Source organism: Metabacillus rhizolycopersici (genome assembly GCF_020075705.1).
Genome location: NZ_JAIQUM010000036.1, coordinates 1 through 22838 on the forward strand (window position 1 = coordinate 1; position 22838 = coordinate 22838).

Below are 22838 nucleotides of genomic sequence, written 5' to 3' on the forward strand. Positions count from 1 at the left end.
AATATCTCAGGCATCGATTCTCCGTATTCGACAAACTTTAAGAAATCCTCAAAGTAGCGAGCATGTGAGGATTGGTGGATTTTTAATTCGCCTGTTTCCACCATTCCTTCTTCAGGCATGTAGGGGTACTGGATTGATTTCATATTTTTCGTTGTGATTGCATTCTCGACTTTTCGAATGAGTGTTGATTCATCAGCTATTGAAGCAACCTTAGGTTCAAAGTCACATTTCATGATAAATAAAAATTTGTGATCAAAGTATTTTCTTGGGACAGCTGCTGCCACTAAGAAGGCACCGCCACGTACTGCGCTCGTGTCAAGGTATGCACGGACGAATTGTTCACTCATTTCAATGAATTCTTCCTTTGTAGGTGCAATTAAAGCACGATGGAACTGATTATAGTTTGGGTTGGAATCTAATTCATGACCTGGTTCAACGATAAAATGGCCAAGCTTTGTTGGCACTTGTTCAGATTTTGGATGTTTTTCAACTTTCCGTTTTACAATTTTCTTTAATTCACCATCAAGGAAATCTTTTAATTCACTGTTTTCATATTCTTCTTCATTTAACGTTTGAAAATGTTTGTAATGCTTAGTAGAATCTTCTTCTTTTCCTTCGACGTGAATGACGAAAAAAGATAAAAAGTTTATTTGAAATTCCATATATTCAACACCTAACTTTACAAATGTTCAATCCGTTCATTATAAAGAAACGATAATCATCCGTCAATTTAACTAGAAATAATATTTCGTTCTACCTGGTTAACCACTAAATATGGTAAACTTGTTTTCAGAAAAATAAAATTATTCGAATATACTATATGGTGGTTATGTATTGTGGAGGTAGTTAAGATGAAGATAATATTGTCAAATAGAATGGATGCTTTTCAGCCGTCGATTTTTAGTGAACTAGCGCAATATAAAAAGAAAAAGCTTGCTGAAGGTTACCCAATTATTGATTTAAGCATTGGAAGTCCAGATTTAGCACCACCTTCTTTTATCACGAAAACATTAGCTGAGGAAGTATTGAAGGACGATCAGTATGGTTACTCACTTACAGGAACGAACCATTTTAATCATGCGGTTTCATCTTTTTATAAAAGAAATTATCATGTTGACTTAGAGAATGATCAAGAGGTGCTATTGCTAATGGGGTCCCAAGATGGACTTGTCCATTTTCCGATGGCTTTTGCCAATCCAGGCGATATCATTCTAGTGCCTGATCCTGGTTATACGGCATATGCAGCTGGAATTGCGATGGCTGGTGCAAAGTCTTATTTTATGCCATTAAAAAAGGAAAATCAATTTTTACCAGATCTTTCGCTTATTCCAGATGAAATCGCTGAAAAGGCAAAGATGATGATCTTGAATTTTCCGGGTAATCCTGTTCCAGCATTAGCTAGTAAAGAGTATTTTGCTCAAGTTGTCCAATTTGCTAAAAAGCATAATATTTTAGTCCTTCATGACTTTGCTTATTCAGAGCTTTATTTTGAGGGGAATAAACCAGTTAGTTTTTTATCGGTAAATGGTGCGAAGGATATCGGTGTTGAAATGTCTTCTTTTTCTAAAAACTATCATATGGCAGGCAGTCGTATTGGCTACTTAGCAGGAAATAAGGAAATTGTTGGGGCGATGAATCAGCTGAAAAGTAATTTAGATTATGGAGTTTTCTTACCAATTCAAAAAGCCGCCATTCGAGCATTAGAAGAAGGGGAGGAATTTTGCAGGAATAGTAGGGCTATTTATCAAGAGAGAAGAGATGTATTAATAAGCGGATTGAAAGAGATTGGCTGGGATATTATGAAGCCTGATGCCGGTATGTTTATATGGGCTGAGATTCCAAAGGGGTGGACATCGCTTGAATTTACATATGCTTTAATCAATGAGGCGAACGTAGTTGTAACACCAGGTCATGCGTTTGGCCCTAATGGTGAAGGGTATGTCAGAATTGCGTTAGTACAAGACGCAAATATACTTAAAGAAGTTATTTCTGCAATTAAGCGGGCAAATATTATTAAAAAGAGAATGTAAGCAATTTTTTAGGTTTCTTAACTATTTTATCCCGCATTAACGGGCAGTAATACCCTACCTCTAAGCTTGAGTGGATCACAAAGAGACGAAGGTGGGGGATAACTGCCTGTAAAAGCCCGATAAGTTTCGCTATCCATCAGTGGGTATAAGGAACCCCCCGCTGATGGAAGTCTCGCTTTATAAAAGTGACTTATCCATTTTTTCTTCCATTATTGTCTATTAGATTCCTTTTAATTGGGGAATATAAAATATGGATTGTTATTCGAGGAATTTTCATGATTTGATAGGATTGGAAGGTGGACTAGGATGAAAACTGTTACGTTTACAATAACAGATGGAAATCACATGTCTTATCGGGACATTGAAGTGTTACTTGCAAAAATGAATGGGGTTGAGCGGGCGTTAATAGATGTGAATGATGGGGACCTAAAGGTTGAATTCAATGAAGATGCGATCGAAACGGTTAAAATAAAACAGGAAATAGAAAGACGAGGATTTCATATAGATATTAAAGAATAATTGAGAACCTTTTACCAATTACAAATCATCAAAGTTTAAGAATCTTGTCAAAATGAATACGAATGGATTGCGATAAATCTCTATATAAAAGATGTGAAAAAGATCAATTTTATTAATTGTTATATAAATATAATAATAATTTTAGGTGATTATATTATTTTTATAGATAATTTCGAATCTTTTGTCGGAAAACAGTTGTTATCCATAGTTGAAAAGATATAAAATAGGTTAATAAAGATTGTAGAATTTTTTTAGTATTATAAAAACTTTCGAAAGCTGTTAAACCGATAATGGCTTCTTTTAAAGAATTTTGAATTGGGAGAGTTAGCTATGACAACAAAAATTGACATTACTTTAAGTGAGACTAAAAAGGAAAAACCCAATGTAGATCAATTAGAATTCGGTAGAGTTTTTACTGATCATATGTTTGTAATGGATTATAGCGCAACAAAAGGATGGTATGATCCCAGAATCGTACCTTATGGACCAATTTCTTTAAGTCCTTCGACGATGGCCTTTCATTATGGGCAAACTGTATTTGAAGGTTTAAAAGCATATCGAACAAAAGATGACAAAGTTCTGTTGTTTAGACCAAATAAGAATATAGAAAGATTGAACTTATCAAATGATCGCCTTTGTATACCGCAAATTGATGAAGAATTAGTAATCGAGGCTTTAAAACAATTAGTTTCAATCGATAAGGAATGGATCCCAACAGCCGAAGGAACATCATTATATATTCGCCCATTTATTATCCCTACTGAATATTACTTAGGGGTTGCGCCATCTAAACATTATCGTTTCATGATTATTCTTTCACCTGTAGGTTCTTATTACAAGGAAGGTATTCATCCAGTTAAAATATTTGTTGAAAATGAATATGTTCGTGCGGTGGCTGGGGGAACAGGTACAGCAAAAACGGGTGGTAACTATGCATCAAGTTTAAAAGCGCAGGATGAAGCGGAAAAAAGAGGTTACTCTCAAGTACTTTGGTTAGATGGATTAGAAAAGAAATATGTTGAAGAAGTTGGTAGCATGAATGTTTTCTTCAAGATTAATGGTGAAGTTGTTACACCAGCTTTAAACGGAAGTATTCTTGAAGGTGTTACAAGAAATTCAATTATTCACCTGTTAAAACATTGGGGAGTACCTGTATCAGAACGAAGATTGTCAATGGAAGACTTATATAAAGCATACAAAGAAGGACAGTTAGAGGAAGCGTTTGGTACTGGGACAGCTGCTGTTATTTCTCCAATTGGTGAATTATTCTATAACGAAGAGCGAATGGTCATTAATAACGGAGAAACAGGAGACATCTCTATGAAGTTATATGATACATTAACTGGAATTCAAACAGGAGCTCTAGAAGACATATTTAATTGGGTTGTTAATGTGAACGAATAATCTCTTTTGCTATTTAAAGGGGGCCATATGATGTGGTCTTCTTTTTTTATGGGGAAAACTAATTTTAAATCATGCTAGAAAAAATGAAACAAAAGTTGATCTTCAAACGTCTTATAAGTAAGTTGAAAAATGAAGCGATTTTCTTCAGTAAACTTGGTTTATTATAATTGGAAGTGTAATAGAATAAGTTAATATAACGAATAAAGTTTATACTAATCGAAGGGAATATTTTACATTTCTTAGGATATTTTATAAAATAAGAAATATATATATTAATTGGTTAGTAAGTTTCGATTGTTTTACACTTTTTTAGTTTAATCTATCTAGATAGTGAGTTTAAAAGTGACGCTGAAGTGTAGTTCTTTATTTTCAGATGAAGAAGAAAATCTTAGTGGGAAATGTGGGGAGAAAATGGTAAAAAAATATGTTACTCCAATTGTATTATTATTTATGGTTGCAGGTTGTAGTTCAAGTATGACAAGTGGTAATCAAAATGAGGAAGCTTTAGCAGTTGGACGTTTGACAACACACGCTTCCAAGCTAGTTGAGAAAGCTGCGGTTAACGTATCGATCGATCTCATTCATCCTACTACGAAAGATGTCGTCAGTTCATTTAAACCGATGCTGACTAAGAATTCTGAGGAATATGCACAAGAGTTGAGCAAACTTGCTGATGATTTAGCAAACCAATTAGACCAACCAATGGTTCCAGTAAAGTTAAATAATGGTCAAATTACAGGCGGGAAGAGTCGAGTTGTACTTGATGAAACTAAGTTAGTTGGTGAGTTAAAGAATGTCCGACCGCTTGCGAAAACACTTGAATTACCACTCCAAGAGAGCGCACCGAATGTTTCACAAGAGGCGATCAAAGGAATCGATGATGTTGTGATAGGTAGTTACAAAACAAATTTTAATCCTACTGTTAAGGGGCGAGTAGAAAATATCGCTATATCTTCAAATGAAATTAATCAAATCGTATTAGGACCCGGGGATCGTTTTTATTTTAATTTAGTTGTTGGAGAACGAACTGTTGAGAGAGGGTATCAAGAAGCGTTAGAAATCGTTAATAAGGAGTTTGTGATGGGGATTGGTGGAGGTATCTGTCAAACATCATCAACTTTATACAATGCTGTAGCAAATGCTGGATTAGAAATCCTAGAAGTGCACTCACACTCTAGATCAGTAGGTTATGTTCCTGCTGGAAAAGATGCAACCGTTTCATGGGGAGGCCCTGATTTTAAATTTATGAATAACAAGGACTATCCAGTCATCATTAAAACAATCGTAGACAGAAACTCTGGTACTCTTGAAGTTCAAGTTTTAGCTTCACAGCAAACGGCAGCTAAAATATAAATACGGGCTGGTAAAAACCTTTATGGGGGTTCTCGTGCCAACCTATTTTTGTCAATTATGCTTACTCGTCGTATCGAAAATAGGATAAGAGGTTTCTCTTATAAAATGTGGAGGATTCATGAATATGAAAAATACGTCTACATATTTATTAGAAAAAGAAGATATGATTAATCCATCTATAGTTCCAAATTGGGTAATTGAAGAATACAACACCTTTCATCGGATCGTGACTAATCAAACATTTCCTTGTTATTTTGGAATGTCGGCTGAAAAGAAAGGTGAATTAAGATATTCGTTCATTACTCATGATGATTGGTCAGCCTTACCTAAGACGATTGAGGCGTTTATTAAGCTATTTGAAGCACCAAAGCTTGTACGTCACGGATTATTTGTATTTGTAGAACCGGAAAAAGAAGAGAAATCAATAACCTACTATCGAGAATACTTTTGGAATATTTTAAAATACCTCCATGAAAATGATCATCAACCATGGCCTGAGAAAATTCCTCAAGATCCTGATCATCATTTATGGGCATTTTCATTTGCAAACGAGCCATTTTTTGTGTTTGGGAATGCGCCAGCGTATAAACAAAGAAAAACACGAGATTTAGGTAACAGTCCTGTTCTTGGTTTTCAGCCAAGAAGGATATTCGAGGGGCTAGAAGGGACATCAAAAGGTGGAATGATGTCTAGGGAAAAAGTAAGAGAGCGTGTTGAAAGATGGGACCAGCTTCCAAAGCATCCGAATATTAGCCACTATGGAGATCCTAAGCATAGAGAATGGAAGCAATATTTTATCGGAGATGATGTAAAGCCGATCGAAGGGAAATGTCCATTTCATCAAAAGTAAGAATGGGGCATTTCAAAAATCTAGCACGAGAAATTTTAGCTTTTCCCCCCCTTTTCCTTTCAGTTTGTAGTAGGATAAAAGATATTACTCAACAAGAAAGGGAAGATCTTAATGTCTTATAAAATGATAGTACTAGATTTAGATGATACTTTACTACGCGATGACCATTCAATCTCTGATCGCACAAAACAAGCGCTTATGGAAGCACAGGAATTGGGTGTAAAGGTTGTTCTTGCCTCAGGCCGTCCTACATATGGAATGAAGCATATTGCTGAAGAACTTTCCTTGGCCAAATATGGAAGTTATATTCTTTCCTTTAATGGTGGGAAAATATTGAACTGCCAAACATATGAAGAAATGTTTAGTAGCACATTGTCCCCTGAAGCTGTTCATCATCTATATGAATTAAGTCGCCGTGAAGGTGTTTATATCCATACGTATGTAGGAGATGAAATTATTACAGAAGAAGAAAATCCATATACAACGATTGAAGCAACTATTACAGGCTTACCAATTCGTGTTGCTGAAACGTTTGTTAATGCAGTAACAGAGCCTGTTGTAAAAGTTTTAATGGTTGATGTACCTGAAAAAATAAAAGAGGTCGAAACGAAATTACAAGCTGAATTAGAGGCAGAATTCAGTGTGATGCGTTCAAAGCCATTCTTTTTGGAGTTCACAGAAAAAGGTGTGACAAAAGGTACGAGCTTAAATCAGTTAATTAAAGCCTGCGGAATTAAGCGGGAAGAGGTCATTGCTATGGGTGATAGCTATAATGATCTAGCCATGATTGAATTCGCTGGTCTCGGGGTTGCGATGGGAAATGCCCCTGATGATATTAAAGAAATTGCTGATTTTGTTACGGATACAAATATGAATGATGGTGTAGCAAAAGTTGTGGAAGAGTTTGTGTTAAATAAAGTAGTATCTGTTTAAAAATAAGAAGTCGATCTTTTAAGGGAACTAAGAGATCGACTTCTTAAAAATTCAATTATTGCTTTTAGTATTCCATCCCAAAGGAAGACTCTCCTTTTTATTTAAAAGAAAACGGCAGTCCTACTCTTCAACAAATCAAGTACGTATACTATCCATTTTCACTGATCTATATGTACGATCAAGAGGGCATCGTCTCCACGATGAAAATCAATAAGTGCTGTGATAACGTGTGATACTCATAGATATGATTGTTATTATCTATTTTTCCTTTTTTAAATTAATATTCTATATCCGCTCCAGTTTAAATGAAAGAGTCCTTTATAGTTACTTCATAATAATCTCCAGAATTACGCCTTAGTATTCTTTGGTGAGTCATCATCAAATGCAAATACCTCATAAATCTGCAAATCTCCCTGTTTGCTAAATGCACATATAATTCAAAAAACTACATTCGTCCCCTAAATTAAAATTTGATCGTAATAATTTAGTTTGGTATTACCTAAATAGTAATCATTTTTATAATTATCTGAAATTAATAAGTTTCCAAACTCTAGATTACAACCACATTTGTTACACCGAATTGGATTAGTTCTAACTTCACCTTCAATTATTCCCTCCTTCGTTTCTTTTCAGTTGCAAATTACTTCTAAAATATTTTGTTAATTTAAATTAAAAGTAGCAGCTGTTTTTATTGACTGTTAATTTTCATTCTGCATTTTACTCTTCTTTTAAGTTAGTCATTTTTTAAGCTGGAAAATAATAAACTAAAAAAAGCAAACAATATGTGATAAGAATTTACTTCAAAAAGAACGTAAGGGAATGTAGTGTTAATATTTCGTATTTACCTATTTTTGTATAAAATAACTAATTTCCATAAGTGAAATTATTGATAATGCACAATGACAAATCCTGATTTTGGTAATAAAATGAATTAAACTAACATTTAATGTTATACTAATTAACATTTAAACAAAGAGATGTTGAGTTGTTTAGAGGGAGCGGGAGTTATGCAAATCCTAATTAAAAATGCAGAAATAATAACAATGAATGAAAAAAACGAGATTTTTAATGGGGACTTACTGATCAAAGCTGATCGTATTGTCGAGATTTCTAAAAATATAGAAGGAATATATCCCGATAAAATCATTGATGCAACAGGTAAAACCGTTATTCCGGGATTAATTCAAAGTCATATCCACCTTTGTCAAACGTTATTTCGAGGTCAAGGTGACGATCTAGAACTTTTAGATTGGTTATCGAAAAAAATATGGCCTCTTGAGGCAGTGCATGACGAGGAATCAATCTATTATTCTGCGATGTTAGGGATTGGTGAACTTATTCAAAGTGGGACAACAGCAATTATTGATATGGAGACAGTTCGTCACACAGAGTATGCATTTCGAGCCATTGCTGAGAGTGGTATCCGTGCTTTAGCAGGTAAGGTGATGATGGACCAAGGGGAGGGTGTTCCTCTTAGTCTTTTAGAAGAAACGAATGAATCGATTCAAGAAAGTGTTGATCTGTTAGAAAAATGGAATAACTACGATAATGGGCGAATCAAATATGCCTTTTCACCAAGATTTGTTATTTCGTGCTCGGAAGATTTACTATCAGAGGTTAGGGATTTATCAAATCACTATCAAGTGATGGTTCATACTCACGCTTCAGAAAATTTGAAGGAAATAGAAATTGTTGAAAACGAACGAGGAATGAGAAATATTGTTTATTTAGATCATATTGGGTTAGCGAATCAGCGCCTTATTTTAGCGCATTGCGTATGGTTGGATGACGAAGAAAAGCGGATTATTCGAGAAAAGGGTGTAAAGGTAAGTCATTGTCCAGGATCCAATTTAAAGCTAGCCTCAGGTATTGCAGAAACACCTGACCTGCTTGATAAAGGAATCTTTCTAAGTCTTGGCGCAGATGGTGCTCCGTGTAACAATAATTTGGATATGTTTAATGAAATGAGATTAACAGCTCTTATTCAAAAACCAGCACATGGCCCAACAGCAATGGACGCGCAGAAAGTTTTCCGCATGGCGACAATCGGCGGAGCAACAGCAATGGGGTTAGAAAACGAGATTGGTAGTTTAGAGGTAGGGAAAAAAGCGGATGTTGTTATTTTGGATTTAAATGATTTCCATACATATCCCTCAATGGATGTGGATCCTATTTCGAGGATCGTCTATTCTGCAACGAGAGGTGATGTTGAAACTACGATCATTGATGGCAAGTTCGTGATGGAAAATCGAATTATGAATACGATTAACAAGTCAATCGTATTAAAAGAATCGAATAAATCGATTAAACGCTTATTGGACAGATTGCCTAAAGGCTAATCAATGATCGTGTAAGATCTTACTAGGGGAGAGTCGTAGTTGAGTGGAAGTGAAAGGGGGAACGACATGCGTACGGACATATATGAAATACTCGATACGGTTTGTGATTCTCCATGCAAAAGTGTTTTAGCTACAATAATTGATGTTCAAGGCTCCGCGTATAAAAAAGAAGGTTCAACGATGCTGTTTCAAAAGGATGGTCAACAAGTAGGGCTTTTAAGTGGAGGGTGCCTAGAGCAAGACTTATTTGCACGAGTAAATGATTTCTTAAATGAGTTGACTTCGATGATTGTCACATACGATCTCTCGGCTGAAGATGATCTATCATGGGGGCAAGGGGTAGGTTGTAATGGCATCATTAAGGTAGTGGTTGAATCTATCACACCAATGTTTCGAGAAGACTTAAGAAAGGTAAGGAATCTTGTTAATAGAGGTGTTGATGTAACCCATATAAAGAAAATCTCGACAAAAGACAAAGTAATAGGTTACCTTTTTTGTACTGAAGAAGGTGGATTTTTTGGTCAATGGAAAGGTGATTTGCCTGCTAATCATCAATTAGAGGAAAAAACACTCCTATTACAAAGTGATCAAGAGGTGAGTTTGTTTAAGCAAACGATTGTGGCAAGACCAAGACTTATAATTTATGGAGCTGGAGCGGATGCGATTCCTCTAGCAAACCTAGCACATCATACAGGATTTCAAGTGATTGTGGCTGATTGGAGACCAGCCTATTGTAATGAAAAACATTTTCCATATGCTTATAAAACGTATATTGCATCACCTAACGAATTTGTTCAATCCTTTTCCTTCTCTCCTTCAGATTCCACTATAATAATGACTCATAATTATGAAAAAGACAATCAACTCATTCAATCGCTACTTGCCAAGAAAATAAGTTATTTGGGACTTTTAGGCTCTAAAGCCCGGGCTGAAAAGCTTTTAAAAGGTGTTAGTATTCCTGAATGGTTTCATTTTCCTGTTGGGTTATCGATCGGAGCAGAAGGGCCACAAGAGATCGCAGTAAGTATTATTGCTGAGCTTATTCAAAATAAAACTAGGAGGGTGGCTTTTGTTAGATGAAGGAAATAATTGGAATCTATCTTGCTGCAGGTAAAAGTAGGCGCATGGGTAAATGTAAATTATCTTTACCATTAGCTGTAAAACCTCTTGGCACGATTGCTTTAAAAGAGATTATGCAATCAAATATTGATCATTTGTTAGTTGTGACAAATGATATCCGTGCTGATTGGCTTAATTCTGCTGATGTTCTTCGTGCTTATTTAAATAAATGGGAAAATATCGTTTGTTTGCAGGCTCATTTAGGGCAATCTTATTCTCTTCGCACAGGTATACGCCGTGCAGAGCAATTGGGTGCTAAGTCAGTAATTGTTTTTCTAGCCGATCAGCCGTTTGTGACATCTAAAATGATTAACCTTGTAATAAATGAAGCAAGGAATGATCATGTTTATGTAGCATCCTCTGATGGTAAAGTATTAAAGCCACCGATTTTATTTAACGAAAAAGCGTTCGATGAACTCATGATAATTAATGGTGATCAAGGGGCTCGGAGTTTGTTAAGAAAGGGTACTTTTTCAGGAACAAGCATCCAAATGAGTCCGGATTATCTTTTTGATATTGATACAGTAGAAGAGTATGAATATGCCAAAACTTACTATTTGGGAAATATAAATCATTTCTTGAGCTTATAGCTAAATGTTCTCCTTATGTATACCCTCTCCTCATATCTATTCTTTTGAAATAATAAAAAGGTGCTTACCAATTTTTTAATGAAATTAGGTGATAACAGTGAACGATAAGGTACCTACCATGTCAAAATCTGATATTTTAGTTGAACAACCACATCAAATCCAAGATGCAATGATGATGAAACAAAACTCAGAAGGGGTTTTTATAGCTGGAGGAACTCTGATCCAACTTAATTGGGAAGCAGGCCAACCACTTTCGCCAAAATTAATAAACTTAGAATCTATTAGGGGATTAAAAGATGTAGAGCTTGTGGAATGTGATGGTCATGCGTTTCTTGAAATTGGCACACTGACGACAATTGCTGAATGTATTGATAACCTGATGATTATTGAAAATGCTCCATTACTAGTTGAGGCCTGTAGAAAAATTGCGGCACCAGCAGTGCGGAATCGAGCAACTCTAGGTGGGAATGTTGCGAGTGGTGTCGGTGATTCGATACCTGCTCTTTTGTCTTTAGATGCTGAATTGACTATTAGAATTCAAGACAAGACAAAAAACGTAAAATTGTGGGAGTGGCTTCAATTCCAAAAAGAAACACCACAAACTGACTTTCTAATAATGAAAATAAAAATTCCATGTAAAATGAAGGGAGAGCAGTCCTTCTTTAGGAAGGTAGGGAGAAGAGAAGCTTTTACACCAGCTTTAGTGACGATTAGTGCACAATGGAAGAAAATTAGTACAGATGAGTTGGAGTATATTCGGATTGCAGTCGGTGGGGGGAATAACAATCCGAGCAGACTAATCATAGTTGAAAAAATAATAGAAACTAACCGTTGCAATGAAGAGTTATTAAAATCCCTTTACCTAGAAATTCTCGATGAATTTGTTTCATACTCTGATCCTTTTATCAGTGAATCGTATCGGCGACAGGTTGCGGCAAACTTACTTATTGCTGAATTAATGGAAATCTTTGCGGGAAGGGAGGGTGAAGAACTATGAAATTGATAAGAGAAAATTTCCAAGGGAAATGGAAGGTCCGCCCTGATGGATATGAAAAGGTAACAGGATCTTTGAAATATTTAACAGATTATACTTTTCCAGATATGCTTTATGGGAAAGTTTTGCGGAGTTCTTATCCGCATGCTAACATCCGGTCAATTTCAACAGTTAAAGCAGAACAAATAGAAGGAGTTAGCGCTGTTGTTACTTATAAGGACGTGCCTGGCATGAATCGTTTTGGATTGATTTTTCCAGATCAGCCGGTTTTGTGTGAAGATGTTGTCCGGTATGTAGGAGATGCAGTGGCAGCTGTAGCGGCTGAAAGTGAAGAAATCGCGGAAAAGGCGATTATGCTGATTGAGGTTGAGTATGAAGCGCTTACAGTAATTGATGATCCTGAAAAAGCATTGAGGCATTCTGCGGTTAAATTGCATCCAGGAGGTAATATTCTCCACCGTGCAGGCTACATGAGTAGTGAAAATGTCATGCGTGAAATTGAAGATTGTCCATATATTGTGGAGGAAATATACGAGACGCCAAGACAAATGCATGCATACATGGAAACGGAGGGGGGGGTGGTCGTTCCTGAAAAGGATGGGAAAATGACCGTCTATGCTGCAACACAACATGGTTTTAAGGATCGAATGCAACTAGCAAGGATATTGGACATGCCAGAATATAAGATCCGCGTCATTTCAAGTCCAATCGGAGGTTCATTCGGTGGGAAGGATGAGTTAAATATCCAACCATATGCGGCATTGTTAGCCTTAAAGTCGAATAAACCAGTAAAGTTTCATAATAAGCGAAGTGAATCTGTCAGAGCGGGACTAAAACGGCATCCGATGAAAGTAAAAATGATTACAGGTGCAGATGAAAACGGTAAGTTAATTGGACATTTTGTGAGAATTACGGCTGACACAGGAGCGTATGCCACGCTAGGGCCAGCTGTATTGGATTTTGCAGTCGAGCATTCTACAGGTCCTTATAGGATACCGCATGTTGATATTGAAGGAATTTCAGTGTTTACCAATAATGGCGTTTCTGGCGAATATAGAGGTTTTGGAGGTAATCAAGTAACCTTTGCGCTCGAATCCCAGATTGATCGACTGGCAGTAAAGATGAACATGGACCCTATGTCATTGCGTGAGCTGAATATAAGAAATGCGGATGATTTGGGGCCGCTTGGTCAACGGATTGTTGCTAATGATGGAGCGAAAAAAGTTCTTAATATGATTAAGTCCTCACCAATTTTAACAACTCCTCTGAAAAAACAAGATCATTGGTGTTTGAGGGGGAGAGGTGCGGCGATCACAATGCACGGTGGTGGACTTGGGTTTGGAAGGCCTGATCCATCTGGTGCGCGTCTTTCGTTGACAAAAGAGGGGAAGATTGAGATAGCTTTTGGTTTTGAAGAATTTGGTCAAGGATTACTTGCCTCTATCGAAATCATGATGACAGATATGCTAGGTTGTGCTAAGGAAGACATAAAAATCGTTATTGGAGATACCGAACTAGTTCCTGCGTCGGGCTCCTCGACTGCATCTCGTTCAACAAATATGATTTGGAAAGGGATTAACAAGTTAAAGGAACCCTGGAGGAACAAACTTTTAGCTGCTGCTTCAACTGTTGTGGGCGTTCCAACAGAGAATTTAATACTTGGGAAAAACGGAATTTGGGGAAAAGATGGAAAGAACAATTTAGTAATCTCTTACAAAGAACTGGTAAATTACTTGCAACATGATCTTCCTGTTTGTTCGACACAATTTCATTTTCCGACAACGCCTGATGCAATTGTAGGTGGGCATTATTTACACACATATGCAGCAGTTGCGGCTGAGGTTGAGATTGATCGATTAACAGGTCGAATTAAGGTGACAAAGCTTGATCACGCTGTTGCAGCAGGTCCTGTAGTCAACCCATTAGGGTATTTAGGGCAAATAGAGGGTGGTGCCATTATGGGTCTTGGTTTTACTATTTTCGAAGATTCGCTAATGGAAAACGCTCGTTATCATACAGAGAATTTCGATTCATACTTAATTCCAACAATCAAAGATATTCCGCTTACGACAAATGTTGATGTTGATGAATCTTTGTTTGAAAATGATTCGTTTGGTCCGAGAGGTGTTGGTGAAATTGGTACGGTTGCTGTTGCACCAGCAATTACTGCTGCTATCCATAATGCTTGTGGGATATGGGTAAAGAAGCTTCCTGTTTCTTCTGAAGAACTATTGAATGCTTTGCAAACAACTCTATTTTCTTTCCATCGACAGACAGGAGGTAGTTAAATGACTCTTGAGGAACTGGAATATAAACAAGGTAAAGAAAATGCAGAAAATAAAATTAAACTAAATGTTACGATAAACGGGCAGTTGCTAAGTTTATCTGTACCTCCTACTTATCGATTGGTGGATCTTTTACGCAAAGAACTAGGCTTAACAGGAACAAAGATTTCATGTGAAATCGGTCGGTGTGGTGCATGTTCCGTATTAATGAACGGAACCCTTGTGAATGCATGTTTAGTTATGGCTTATCAGATAAATGGCACGGTTATTGAAACGATTGAACATGTCGCGCAAGAAAGTCTCCACCCGATTCAACAAGCGTTTCTAGAGGAAGGAGCCTTACAATGTGGTTATTGTACTCCGGGTATGGTCATTGCGTTAAAATCTCTGCTGGATATAAACAAACAGCCGACAGAAGAGGAAGTGCTTGACTATCTAACTGGAAATCTATGTAGATGCACAGGTTACAATGGGATTCTTCGAGCGGTTCAACGGTATAAAGACGGGTTAAAACCTTAGAGTGATTTGCTACTAAGGTTTTATCTTTTCGAGGAGAAACGAACGAATTAACAAAGCGATCCGCAGTCTTAACGTTTCATCAGCGTCTTTAAAAGAAATAGTTAATAATTCCTCGCATTTTTCAAGGCGATAAATAACAGTATTTCGGTGGACAAATAACTGTTTAGCTGTTTCGGCTATTTGACAGTGATTTTCGATAAAAACGGAAATGGTTTGAACTAAAACGAGTAAATCTTTGTTCGTTGTATAAGCTAGTTCCTTAAGGGTGCTTTCGTAAAATTCTGTTAAAATATTTAAAGGGATCATTTGTAATAATTCAGCGATATCTTTCGTATGATATGTTTGAATGAATTTGTTCTTCCTGAGCTGATACCCTGTCTCTATCGCTTCCAGTGCCTGTTGGTATCCTTTCTTTATACTGCGAATATTCCTAAAATTACTACTTACACCAAAAGAAACAGATAAATTTAATTGCTCATGTAGTTCTTTCTGAATCGAACGTATTAATTTCGTTAGTTGGAAGTCGGTTTGCTTCTTCTCTTTGTCTACTGAAATTAATAGAACGAATACATCTTTCATGATAAAAATGCTAATGTCTATTAGTCTCTTTGAAAATTTAGCTTTTAATTGCTCATAAATCGTGAATTTAAAGATTTCTTCTTGAAATGAGTTATAAAAAGTGAAGGATTGAACTTGATTTTCATTCTTTTCGTCAATTTTACAAGCGATCACATTGTATAAATGATTTTGATTTAGTCCATATCGCTCACCTCGCTTGACGATTTCTACTTCTGGTATGTCTCCATCTAATAAAGCTGTAAAAAAATTATTTTTAAAATGTAGATTTTTTTCTGATAATGCATGTTGTTTCAGTAAGTCAAAGGAAATGACATTTGCTACTTGTTCCACAGATAGTAGCGTGTGTTCATCAAGTGGAAAACCAAAACCAATAATAATGAGATAACTTTTCTTAAAATAAGTATCGATCGAAAAAAAATGAACTAACTTTCCTTTTAGGGAAGTTGGATTGTATATAGAAAAGCAATGGGGTTGATGTTTCATTAACGTATGATTTTCTTCTAAATCTTTGACAATATTCTCTAAGAGTTTTTTCATTTCATTGCTATGAAAGTGGTGTGTTTTAACTAATACATTATTTAAATGATCGATAAGTAGGATCGGTTTTTCAAGAATGGTGGAAAGATGATCAATTATTTTTGGTAATTTTTCGCCTTTATGTACAAGTTTCGTAAATTCCCTTTGCGTATTGATAGCGAACTGAAGTTCCTTTGCTCGCTTTTTTAGTATATGGCTCAGTGATTCGTTTACGATTTTTCCTAATGAATGTTCAATAGGTAGCTCAATTAACGGAAGATTCTCCTCATTTGCTATATTAATAACTTCTGAGGGAATCGTTTGAATAAATCGTCTAGTTTTTATGCCAAGTCCAGAGCAATCGTTCTTTGCCATATATTTTATGAGTTTGACCATTTCGGTAGGATTGTCGCGAATAAAGTATGCTGTCGTGACTAATAATTCGTTTGGTTTTAAAAAATGAATGATATCAGGAGTATCCATCATATTTACGGTTTGTACACTCCGCCCAACACCGTTTTTACCAGCTACAAGTTTAGCGTTTGTGAATATAGGTATTTGTAATAACTCATTCATTTTCATCGAAAATCCCCCATTTTATAAAAGATGTAAGAAAAAGTAACGATAGAAGTGGCTGATAAAACGAAGTTACATGAATTTTAGTCAATATAACTAATGAAATTGTGAAAAATTAGTGATGATGCCCAATGAAGAAATGATGAAAATTATTTATTATGTAAATAAATATAACACAATATGTTAAGTTAATTAACAGAAAATTAAGAATGGAGTGATTATTTGGTTACAATACAGGATGCGAACGAATTATCGCGCGAAGAGTTTGTTGCTAAACTTGGATGGATCTTTGAACATACTCCCTGGATTGCAGACAAAGTATGGACGCTACGACCATTTCCTTCCATACAACTCCTTCATCAATCAATGGTGAAACTTGTGGAGAAATCCTCAAAGCAAGAAAAACTTGCATTAATTCAAGCACATCCCGATTTAGGGACAAAAATGAAAATAACCACTTCCTCTAAAATGGAACAACATCAAGCTGGTTTAGATCAGCTTTCTTCAAAAGAATACGAGCGTTATATTGCGCTAAATAATAAATATATTAAGAAATTTGGTTTTCCATTTGTCTTAGCAGTACGTGGTCATAATAAAGATTCTATTTATGATGCGATGAAAAGAAGAGTTAAAAATAAAGAAGATCAAGAATTCGAAACAGCTCTGAAGGAAATTTATAAAATATCATTCTTTCGATTAAAAGAAATTGTTACAAATGAAAGGAGCTACTAAGATGGAAAATCGAACAATGTATTACGGTAAAGGTGATGTATTTGTTTATCGTACAAATGTTAAACCGCTAACTGGTTTAAGAAAAATACCTGAGTCAAATGTAACAGAAATAAATAACATCATATTCGGTTGGAACATAAAGGTTGAGGTATCTGGTCAACAATTATTCTCCTCATTTTCAGAGGGTAACAATGAGTTAGTTGTTGCGACTGACTCAATGAAAAACTTTATTCACAAACATCTAGCTTATTTCAACGGTAGAACAATCGAAGGTTTTTTAGCTTTTGTTGCAGATCGATTTCTGGAAACATATCCTCAGATGGACACGATTAAGTTAATTGGTGAAGAAATACCTTTTCTAGCAACAAAGGCACTAAAAAATGGGAGTCCACTAGAAAGTAACATTGTTTTCAATCATTCGAGAAATGAGCAATCAGTTGCGACATTATTTGCAAAGAAAAATGAAAACGATAGCTTAGAAATCTTAAACCATAGCAGTGGAATTCAAGATTTACAGTTAATAAAAATTAATGGGAATTCATTTGCTGGTTTTATCCGTGATGAATATACAACACTCCAAGAGGACTATAATCGACCACTTTTCATATATCTTACTATTAGCTGGAATTATGAAAATTTCAAAGATTCAACAGGCGAAACACCAGCTCTTTATGTATGTAGTGAACAAGTCAAGGATATTGTGACAACTGTTTTTCATAAACTCGATACGCTGTCTATTCAGCACCTCATTTATCAAATAGGTTTAAATATTTTAGTGCGATTTCCCCAGCTTACTGAGGTTACATTTCAATCGCAAAATCGCACATGGGAAACTGTAGTTGACACAATTCCTGATTCTGATGGGAAGGTTTACACAGAACCTAGACCGCCATATGGATTTCAAGGCTTTAGGCTTACTAGAGATGACCTTAATCAGGAAAATAGCGTAGATGAGGAGATTACGCAACTATGACGATTAGCTTAAGCACTCATGTACTCGATTTAAATAGTGGAGTGCCTGCTGAAGGTGTGAAAATTGAGTTCTGGAAAATCGATGAAACGAACATGTATTTAGTAACAAAATTTATCACGAATCAGGATGGGAGAATTACACCACAAATCATTGAACAAGCAGGAGAGTATCAGTTGCTTTTCTATATCGGAGATTATTTTAAATCGAAAACCATTCATTTATCTAAACCAATGTTTTTAAACAAAGTACCAATTCAGTTTGGTATCGAAATTAGTAACCGCAATTATCATATACCATTGCTTATCTCACCGTGGGGCTATCAAACGTATCGGGGTAGCTAAACTAGGTGCTTTTCTTAAATAGATAAAAAAGGGCTGATGTTATGGCGGAATTTGATGTAATCCTGCGTAATGGGTATATCGTTACAGAAAAAGGAGTTTCAAAAGGTGATATTGCTATTAAAGGAGGGAAAATCGCAGCGATTTCATGTATTGATCAACTTAAAGGCACTGCAGCTGATGAAATCGATGTGACAGATCAATATATCTTACCAGGTTTGATTGATACTCATGTTCATTTCAATGAACCTGGACGCACGGATTGGGAGGGTTTTGAAACCGGAAGTAAAGCACTTGCCGCTGGTGGTGTTACGACATTTTTTGATATGCCCTTAAATAGTCATCCAGCCACAATTAATAAGGACGCATTTGATCTGAAATTTTCAAGAGGATTAGAAAAATCATTGGTTAATTTCTATCTCTGGGGAGGATTAGTACCTAGTAATATTAATCATTTACAAGAACTCTCAGAATGTGGCGCAATTGGTTTTAAGGCCTTTATGTCAGATAGTGGGATCGCCGATTTCAAAGCGTGTGATGATGTGCATCTATTACAAGGAATGGAAAAAATAAGTGAACTTCAATCTCTTTTAGCAGTGCACGCTGAAAGTCAACAGATTACAGAACATTTGACAAATACACTAATTAGAAGAGGGGACACTTCAGCAAAATCTTTTAGTCAATCACGACCGATTTTATCAGAAATCGAGGCAGTCCAGCGAATTCTGACGTATGCAAAATTGACTAATTGTAAAATTCATATTGTCCATGTTACGAGTAGTGAAGTGATTTCTCAAATAACGGCTGCGAAAAAACAAGGTGTAGATGTTACAGTCGAAACTTGTCCACATTACTTGTCACTAACAACTGCAGACTTAGCAGAAAAAGGGGTGATCGCCAAATGTGCTCCGCCATTACGTCAAGCAAAAGAGGTAGAAATGCTCTGGGATGCTTTAAGAAATGGAGAAATTGATATTATCGGCTCGGATCATTCTCCTTCTCCTCCAGAACTAAAAGAAGGGGATTTTTTCACAGCTTGGGGAGGGATTTCAGGAGCGCAGACGACATTAAACATATTGCTTGAGGAAGGGTATTGGAAACGTAACATTTCTCTAGAAACGATTGTTAGATTGACAGCTACAAATCCCGCTAAACGATTTAAGTTATTTCCACAAAAAGGGATACTTGACATAGAAAGTGATGCAGATCTTACCATAATTGACTTAAATGAGTCTTTTGTATTAAAAAAGGAAGATCTATTTTACAAACATCAACAAAGTCCATTTTTAGGGAAAAAGTTTAGAGGAAAGGTTAAATACACGCTTGTAAATGGAAAACTGGTATATTCGTCTTTAAAAGAAAAAATCAGATAAAGTGAAACATCTATCAGTTGGGGCTACTGTCAGTTAATCTACGTTAAATGACTATTTTTCAGTTGGAAGGTGAAAGAGATTTCAATGATTAATGCCCATAGAATTCTAGAGCGGATTGAACTACTTGCTACATGTTCAAAACTATCTAAAGGTGTAACGAGACTTTCTTTTACGAAGGAAAGCATGGATGCTGAAAATCTTGTCATTGATTGGATGCAACAAGCAGGATTGTCAGTTAGAAAAGATGAAATGAATAATATTATTGGACGTTATGAAGGACGTGATCCTGATGCGCCAGTATTAATGATTGGTTCACATTTAGATTCTGTCATTGATGCTGGTAAGTTTGATGGCATACTTGGGGTGATAGCTGCAATAGAGGTTGTTCAAGCGTTGATTAATTCAAAGGTTGTTTCGGAATTTCCAATCGAAGTTATTAGTTTTTGTGATGAAGAAGGAACGAGATTTCACACAACCTTTCTTGGCAGTAAGGCGATAGCAGGCACCCTTAAAGAAGAGGATCTACAAATGCAAGATGATGCAGGAATTTCAATTGCTTCGGCTCTAAATGACGTAGGCATAGATCCCACTAATTTTCGAGCTGCAACACGAAGCAAAAAAGATTTGCTTGGTTATCTTGAACTTCATATTGAACAAGGACCTGTTTTACAAGAAAAACAGCTTCCGTGTGGAATTGTTTCAGGCTTCGCAAGTGCTTCACGTCATATCTTACATGTTGAAGGAAGGGCGGAACATGCAGGAACTGTTCCGCTTACAAGTCGTAAAGATGCCTTGGTAGGAGCAGCAGAAGCAATTTTATTCATTGAAAAAAATGCAAAACGAAATAATGGCTTAATGGCTACTGTTGGAAAGCTTGTTGTCGAACCTGGTGCTAGTAATGTAATCCCTGGTTTTGTAAGTTTTACGCTTGATGTACGAGATATAATTGAGAGTCGTAAACTTCGATTTTTACAAGAAGTGTTCGAGAAAATACAAGAAATTTGTCATGATAGAAAATTGGTTTTTCAATATGAAAGAATACTAGAAATACCTTCTGTTATGTGTTCGAAAAGATATGTAGCCCTTCTAGAAGAGGTGTTTAAAGAAAACGATATTCCAGCTCTTGAAATGATAAGTGGTGCAGGTCATGATGCTATTGCCATGTCTGATATTACGGAGGTAGGAATGATCTTTGTCAGGTGCAAAGATGGAATTAGTCATCATCCTGATGAACATGTATCGCTTGAGGATATAGAAATGGGTACACGGCTATTACTTGAGTCGGTGTTGAAAATAGTCATGAATGAAGGAGTTTGATAACAATGAATCATTCCATTGTTGAAAAAGAAAAGCAGCTTATTCTAAATGAAATAGAGGAGCAAAAATGGGACCTTATCATGTTTTTACAACAATTAGTATCAGTACCTTCGGATAACCCTCCAGGTAACTGTAAAGCGATTGCTGAATTTACGAAGAATAAGCTCGAACAATTGGGCTTTCGTGATTCAAAGCTATACGAAGTTCCTGGGGCAGACGCTAACAGGATTGGAATGGAGTATGCAGCAAATGTTGTTGCTTATGAGGAATTTAATTCTTTAGATGGTCCAGAAATCACTTTAAATTCACACGGTGATGTTGTCCCACCTGGTAGTGGTTGGACAGTAGATCCATATGGGGGTGAAGTGAAAGATAATAGTTTATTTGGTAGAGGGGCTGCTGTCTCAAAATCAGATATTGCAAGCTTTACATATGCAGTCTTAGCATTGCGTAAAGTTTCAGACAAATTAAGGGGGAAGCTCTCACTTGCGTTTACATTTGATGAGGAAACAGGAGGTGAGCTCGGACCGAAATGGCTTTTAGAACATCAATTAATTCAACCTGACCTTGCAATATGTCCGGGATTCTCACATTCGATCATCAATGCCCATAATGGATGTTTACATTTGGAAGTTAAAATAAAAGGAAAACTCGCGCATGCAGCTGAACCATTTCATGGTATTGATGCATTAGAAGCAATGACTGACGTCTTACAAGCTTTGTATACTTATCGAAGAGTACTAGCTCATAAGAAGTCAGCGATCGAGGGGATCGAATCACCAACTATGGTCATTGGATTAATTTCTGGCGGAATCAATACAAATGTTGTCCCCGATAAGTGTACGATTCGAATTGATCGCAGACTAATCCCTGAAGAAGATCCTAAGCTTGTGGAGGATGAAATTCGCAACTTGATCGAACTAAATGTTCAAAGCCACAATGGAATTGAAGTAGAAATATCAAACGTATTGTTAGCGAAAAGCTTTGGACCTGTGGAAAAGAATTCATCACTTATCCAATCTTTTGTGAATAATGCCAAGCTTCTTTATAATGAGGAATTACCTGTCCATGGATCACCGCTTTACACAGATGCAAGACATTTTTACGAAGCGGATATACCAGTTATCCTTTTTGGAGCGGGACCTAAAACATTATTAGAAGCAAATGGACATAGAGCAAATGAACATGTGAAAATTGAAGATTTAGTTAGAGCAACGAAAATTGTTGCACTTAGCTTATATGATTTGTTGAAAAAATAATGGATTAGTATTGATAGCTCTGTCGCAATCATTATTTTTATATGAAGGAAAGGGGACGGAACCTGCTTAACTAATTCATCTTTTCTAAAACAGTTGATAAAAAGACTAGTTCAGGACAGTAAAATGGTGTTGAGCGAACTTATTCCACCCCTAATTGAAGCTGTGCTTGTAGACACACCTAAAATTGTTCCTTCATTTTGGATAGAACGCGGTTATACGCTATAGGAGTTTTATATGAAA

Annotated in this window: 20 protein-coding genes; 18 read left to right on the top strand and 2 right to left on the bottom strand. The window is 36.2% G+C overall.

The features are described from left to right. A partial coding sequence (locus K9V48_RS15505; RefSeq protein ID WP_224139939.1) for a DUF3900 domain-containing protein occupies window positions 1–662 on the bottom strand: 662 nt, incomplete at its 3' end. A 189-nt stretch (window positions 663–851) separates the two neighbouring features. Between K9V48_RS15505 and K9V48_RS15510 the strand changes: the two genes are divergently transcribed. The 12 genes from K9V48_RS15510 to K9V48_RS15565 all read left to right on the top strand — a co-directional run bounded on the left by K9V48_RS15510 (window position 852) and on the right by K9V48_RS15565 (window position 14935). Continuing rightward, window positions 852–2030: an LL-diaminopimelate aminotransferase gene (locus K9V48_RS15510; RefSeq protein WP_224139940.1), complete on the top strand. Its 1179-nt coding sequence runs from the start codon at window positions 852–854 to the stop codon at window positions 2028–2030. A 306-nt stretch (window positions 2031–2336) separates the two neighbouring features. Beyond that, a complete protein-coding gene (locus K9V48_RS15515; RefSeq protein ID WP_111614453.1) occupies window positions 2337–2549 on the top strand; it encodes a heavy-metal-associated domain-containing protein in 213 nt (70 codons plus the stop codon). A gap of 330 nt (window positions 2550–2879) precedes the next feature. Next, window positions 2880–3953: a branched-chain amino acid aminotransferase gene (locus K9V48_RS15520; protein ID WP_224139941.1), complete on the top strand. Its 1074-nt coding sequence runs from the start codon at window positions 2880–2882 to the stop codon at window positions 3951–3953. A 411-nt stretch (window positions 3954–4364) separates the two neighbouring features. Further along, window positions 4365–5306 carry a VanW family protein gene (locus K9V48_RS15525; RefSeq protein WP_224139942.1) on the top strand — a complete coding sequence of 314 codons (942 nt, stop codon included), beginning with the start codon at window positions 4365–4367 and terminating at the stop codon, window positions 5304–5306. Window positions 5307–5430: 124 nt separating this feature from the next. After that, entirely contained in the window at window positions 5431–6156 is a 726-nt protein-coding gene (locus K9V48_RS15530) for a YqcI/YcgG family protein (RefSeq protein WP_224139943.1), read from the top strand. Between the two features lie 111 nt (window positions 6157–6267). Next, window positions 6268–7089 (top strand): Cof-type HAD-IIB family hydrolase, encoded by an 822-nt coding sequence (locus K9V48_RS15535; RefSeq protein ID WP_224139944.1) that lies wholly within the window; start codon window positions 6268–6270, stop codon window positions 7087–7089. 1007 nt (window positions 7090–8096) lie between these two features. Further along, complete coding sequence (locus K9V48_RS15540) at window positions 8097–9428, top strand: 5'-deoxyadenosine deaminase (protein ID WP_224139945.1); 1332 nt, start codon at window positions 8097–8099, stop codon at window positions 9426–9428. Between the two features lie 66 nt (window positions 9429–9494). After that, window positions 9495–10508: an XdhC family protein gene (locus tag K9V48_RS15545; protein ID WP_224139946.1), complete on the top strand. Its 1014-nt coding sequence runs from the start codon at window positions 9495–9497 to the stop codon at window positions 10506–10508. After that, complete coding sequence (locus tag K9V48_RS15550; RefSeq protein ID WP_224139947.1) at window positions 10505–11137, top strand: nucleotidyltransferase family protein; 633 nt, start codon at window positions 10505–10507, stop codon at window positions 11135–11137. Before K9V48_RS15545 ends, K9V48_RS15550 begins: the two co-directional genes overlap by 4 nt. A 97-nt stretch (window positions 11138–11234) precedes the next feature. Then, complete coding sequence (locus K9V48_RS15555) at window positions 11235–12134, top strand: FAD binding domain-containing protein (RefSeq protein WP_224139948.1); 900 nt, start codon at window positions 11235–11237, stop codon at window positions 12132–12134. Beyond that, window positions 12131–14419: a xanthine dehydrogenase subunit D gene (pucD, locus tag K9V48_RS15560; RefSeq protein ID WP_224139949.1), complete on the top strand. Its 2289-nt coding sequence runs from the start codon at window positions 12131–12133 to the stop codon at window positions 14417–14419. The genes K9V48_RS15555 and pucD overlap by 4 nt, the downstream gene beginning before the upstream one ends. Beyond that, window positions 14420–14935, top strand: coding sequence for a (2Fe-2S)-binding protein (locus tag K9V48_RS15565; RefSeq protein ID WP_224139950.1), 516 nt, complete (start codon window positions 14420–14422; stop codon window positions 14933–14935). It begins immediately after the preceding gene. Between the two features lie 12 nt (window positions 14936–14947). On the opposite strand, the gene K9V48_RS15570 is transcribed toward K9V48_RS15565, so the two are convergent. Continuing rightward, window positions 14948–16612, bottom strand: coding sequence for a PucR family transcriptional regulator (locus K9V48_RS15570; protein ID WP_224139951.1), 1665 nt, complete (start codon window positions 16610–16612; stop codon window positions 14948–14950). 216 nt (window positions 16613–16828) lie between these two features. Here K9V48_RS15570 and uraD point away from each other — a divergent pair, with 216 nt between their 5' ends. The 6 genes from uraD to K9V48_RS15595 all read left to right on the top strand — a co-directional run bounded on the left by uraD (window position 16829) and on the right by K9V48_RS15595 (window position 22598). Continuing rightward, window positions 16829–17338 carry a 2-oxo-4-hydroxy-4-carboxy-5-ureidoimidazoline decarboxylase gene (gene uraD / locus K9V48_RS29435; RefSeq protein WP_308012587.1) on the top strand — a complete coding sequence of 170 codons (510 nt, stop codon included), beginning with the start codon at window positions 16829–16831 and terminating at the stop codon, window positions 17336–17338. Between the two features lies 1 nt (window position 17339). After that, window positions 17340–18311, top strand: coding sequence for a factor-independent urate hydroxylase (pucL, locus tag K9V48_RS15575; protein WP_308012588.1), 972 nt, complete (start codon window positions 17340–17342; stop codon window positions 18309–18311). Further along, window positions 18308–18652, top strand: coding sequence for a hydroxyisourate hydrolase (uraH, locus tag K9V48_RS15580; protein ID WP_224139952.1), 345 nt, complete (start codon window positions 18308–18310; stop codon window positions 18650–18652). Before pucL ends, uraH begins: the two co-directional genes overlap by 4 nt. A 41-nt stretch (window positions 18653–18693) precedes the next feature. Then, complete coding sequence (allB, locus tag K9V48_RS15585) at window positions 18694–20022, top strand: allantoinase AllB (protein ID WP_224139953.1); 1329 nt, start codon at window positions 18694–18696, stop codon at window positions 20020–20022. An 84-nt stretch (window positions 20023–20106) separates the two neighbouring features. Continuing rightward, on the top strand, window positions 20107–21339 hold the full coding sequence (locus K9V48_RS15590) for an allantoate amidohydrolase (RefSeq protein WP_224139954.1): 1233 nt from the start codon (window positions 20107–20109) through the stop codon (window positions 21337–21339). Window positions 21340–21344: 5 nt separating this feature from the next. Next, complete coding sequence (locus K9V48_RS15595; RefSeq protein WP_224139955.1) at window positions 21345–22598, top strand: ArgE/DapE family deacylase; 1254 nt, start codon at window positions 21345–21347, stop codon at window positions 22596–22598. Window positions 22599–22838: the final 240 nt, after the last annotated feature.

Excerpts from the sequence above, each read along its gene's own strand:
- K9V48_RS15510 (WP_224139940.1), top strand. The coding sequence starts at position 852 with ATGAAGATAATATTGTCAAATAGAATGGATGCTTTTCAGCCGTCGATT.
- K9V48_RS15520 (WP_224139941.1), top strand. The coding sequence starts at position 2,880 with ATGACAACAAAAATTGACATTACTTTAAGTGAGACTAAAAAGGAAAAA.
- K9V48_RS15590 (WP_224139954.1), top strand. The coding sequence starts at position 20,107 with ATGATTAATGCCCATAGAATTCTAGAGCGGATTGAACTACTTGCTACA.
- K9V48_RS15550 (WP_224139947.1), top strand. The coding sequence starts at position 10,505 with ATGAAGGAAATAATTGGAATCTATCTTGCTGCAGGTAAAAGTAGGCGC.
- allB (WP_224139953.1), top strand. The coding sequence starts at position 18,694 with ATGGCGGAATTTGATGTAATCCTGCGTAATGGGTATATCGTTACAGAA.
- K9V48_RS15515 (WP_111614453.1), top strand. The coding sequence starts at position 2,337 with ATGAAAACTGTTACGTTTACAATAACAGATGGAAATCACATGTCTTAT.
- K9V48_RS15525 (WP_224139942.1), top strand. The coding sequence starts at position 4,365 with ATGGTAAAAAAATATGTTACTCCAATTGTATTATTATTTATGGTTGCA.
- K9V48_RS15530 (WP_224139943.1), top strand. The coding sequence starts at position 5,431 with ATGAAAAATACGTCTACATATTTATTAGAAAAAGAAGATATGATTAAT.
- K9V48_RS15540 (WP_224139945.1), top strand. The coding sequence starts at position 8,097 with ATGCAAATCCTAATTAAAAATGCAGAAATAATAACAATGAATGAAAAA.
- pucD (WP_224139949.1), top strand. The coding sequence starts at position 12,131 with ATGAAATTGATAAGAGAAAATTTCCAAGGGAAATGGAAGGTCCGCCCT.
- K9V48_RS15565 (WP_224139950.1), top strand. The coding sequence starts at position 14,420 with ATGACTCTTGAGGAACTGGAATATAAACAAGGTAAAGAAAATGCAGAA.
- K9V48_RS15545 (WP_224139946.1), top strand. The coding sequence starts at position 9,495 with ATGCGTACGGACATATATGAAATACTCGATACGGTTTGTGATTCTCCA.
- K9V48_RS15535 (WP_224139944.1), top strand. The coding sequence starts at position 6,268 with ATGTCTTATAAAATGATAGTACTAGATTTAGATGATACTTTACTACGC.
- K9V48_RS15570 (WP_224139951.1), bottom strand. The coding sequence starts at position 16,612 with ATGAAAATGAATGAGTTATTACAAATACCTATATTCACAAACGCTAAA.
- pucL (WP_308012588.1), top strand. The coding sequence starts at position 17,340 with ATGGAAAATCGAACAATGTATTACGGTAAAGGTGATGTATTTGTTTAT.
- K9V48_RS15595 (WP_224139955.1), top strand. The coding sequence starts at position 21,345 with ATGAATCATTCCATTGTTGAAAAAGAAAAGCAGCTTATTCTAAATGAA.
- uraH (WP_224139952.1), top strand. The coding sequence starts at position 18,308 with ATGACGATTAGCTTAAGCACTCATGTACTCGATTTAAATAGTGGAGTG.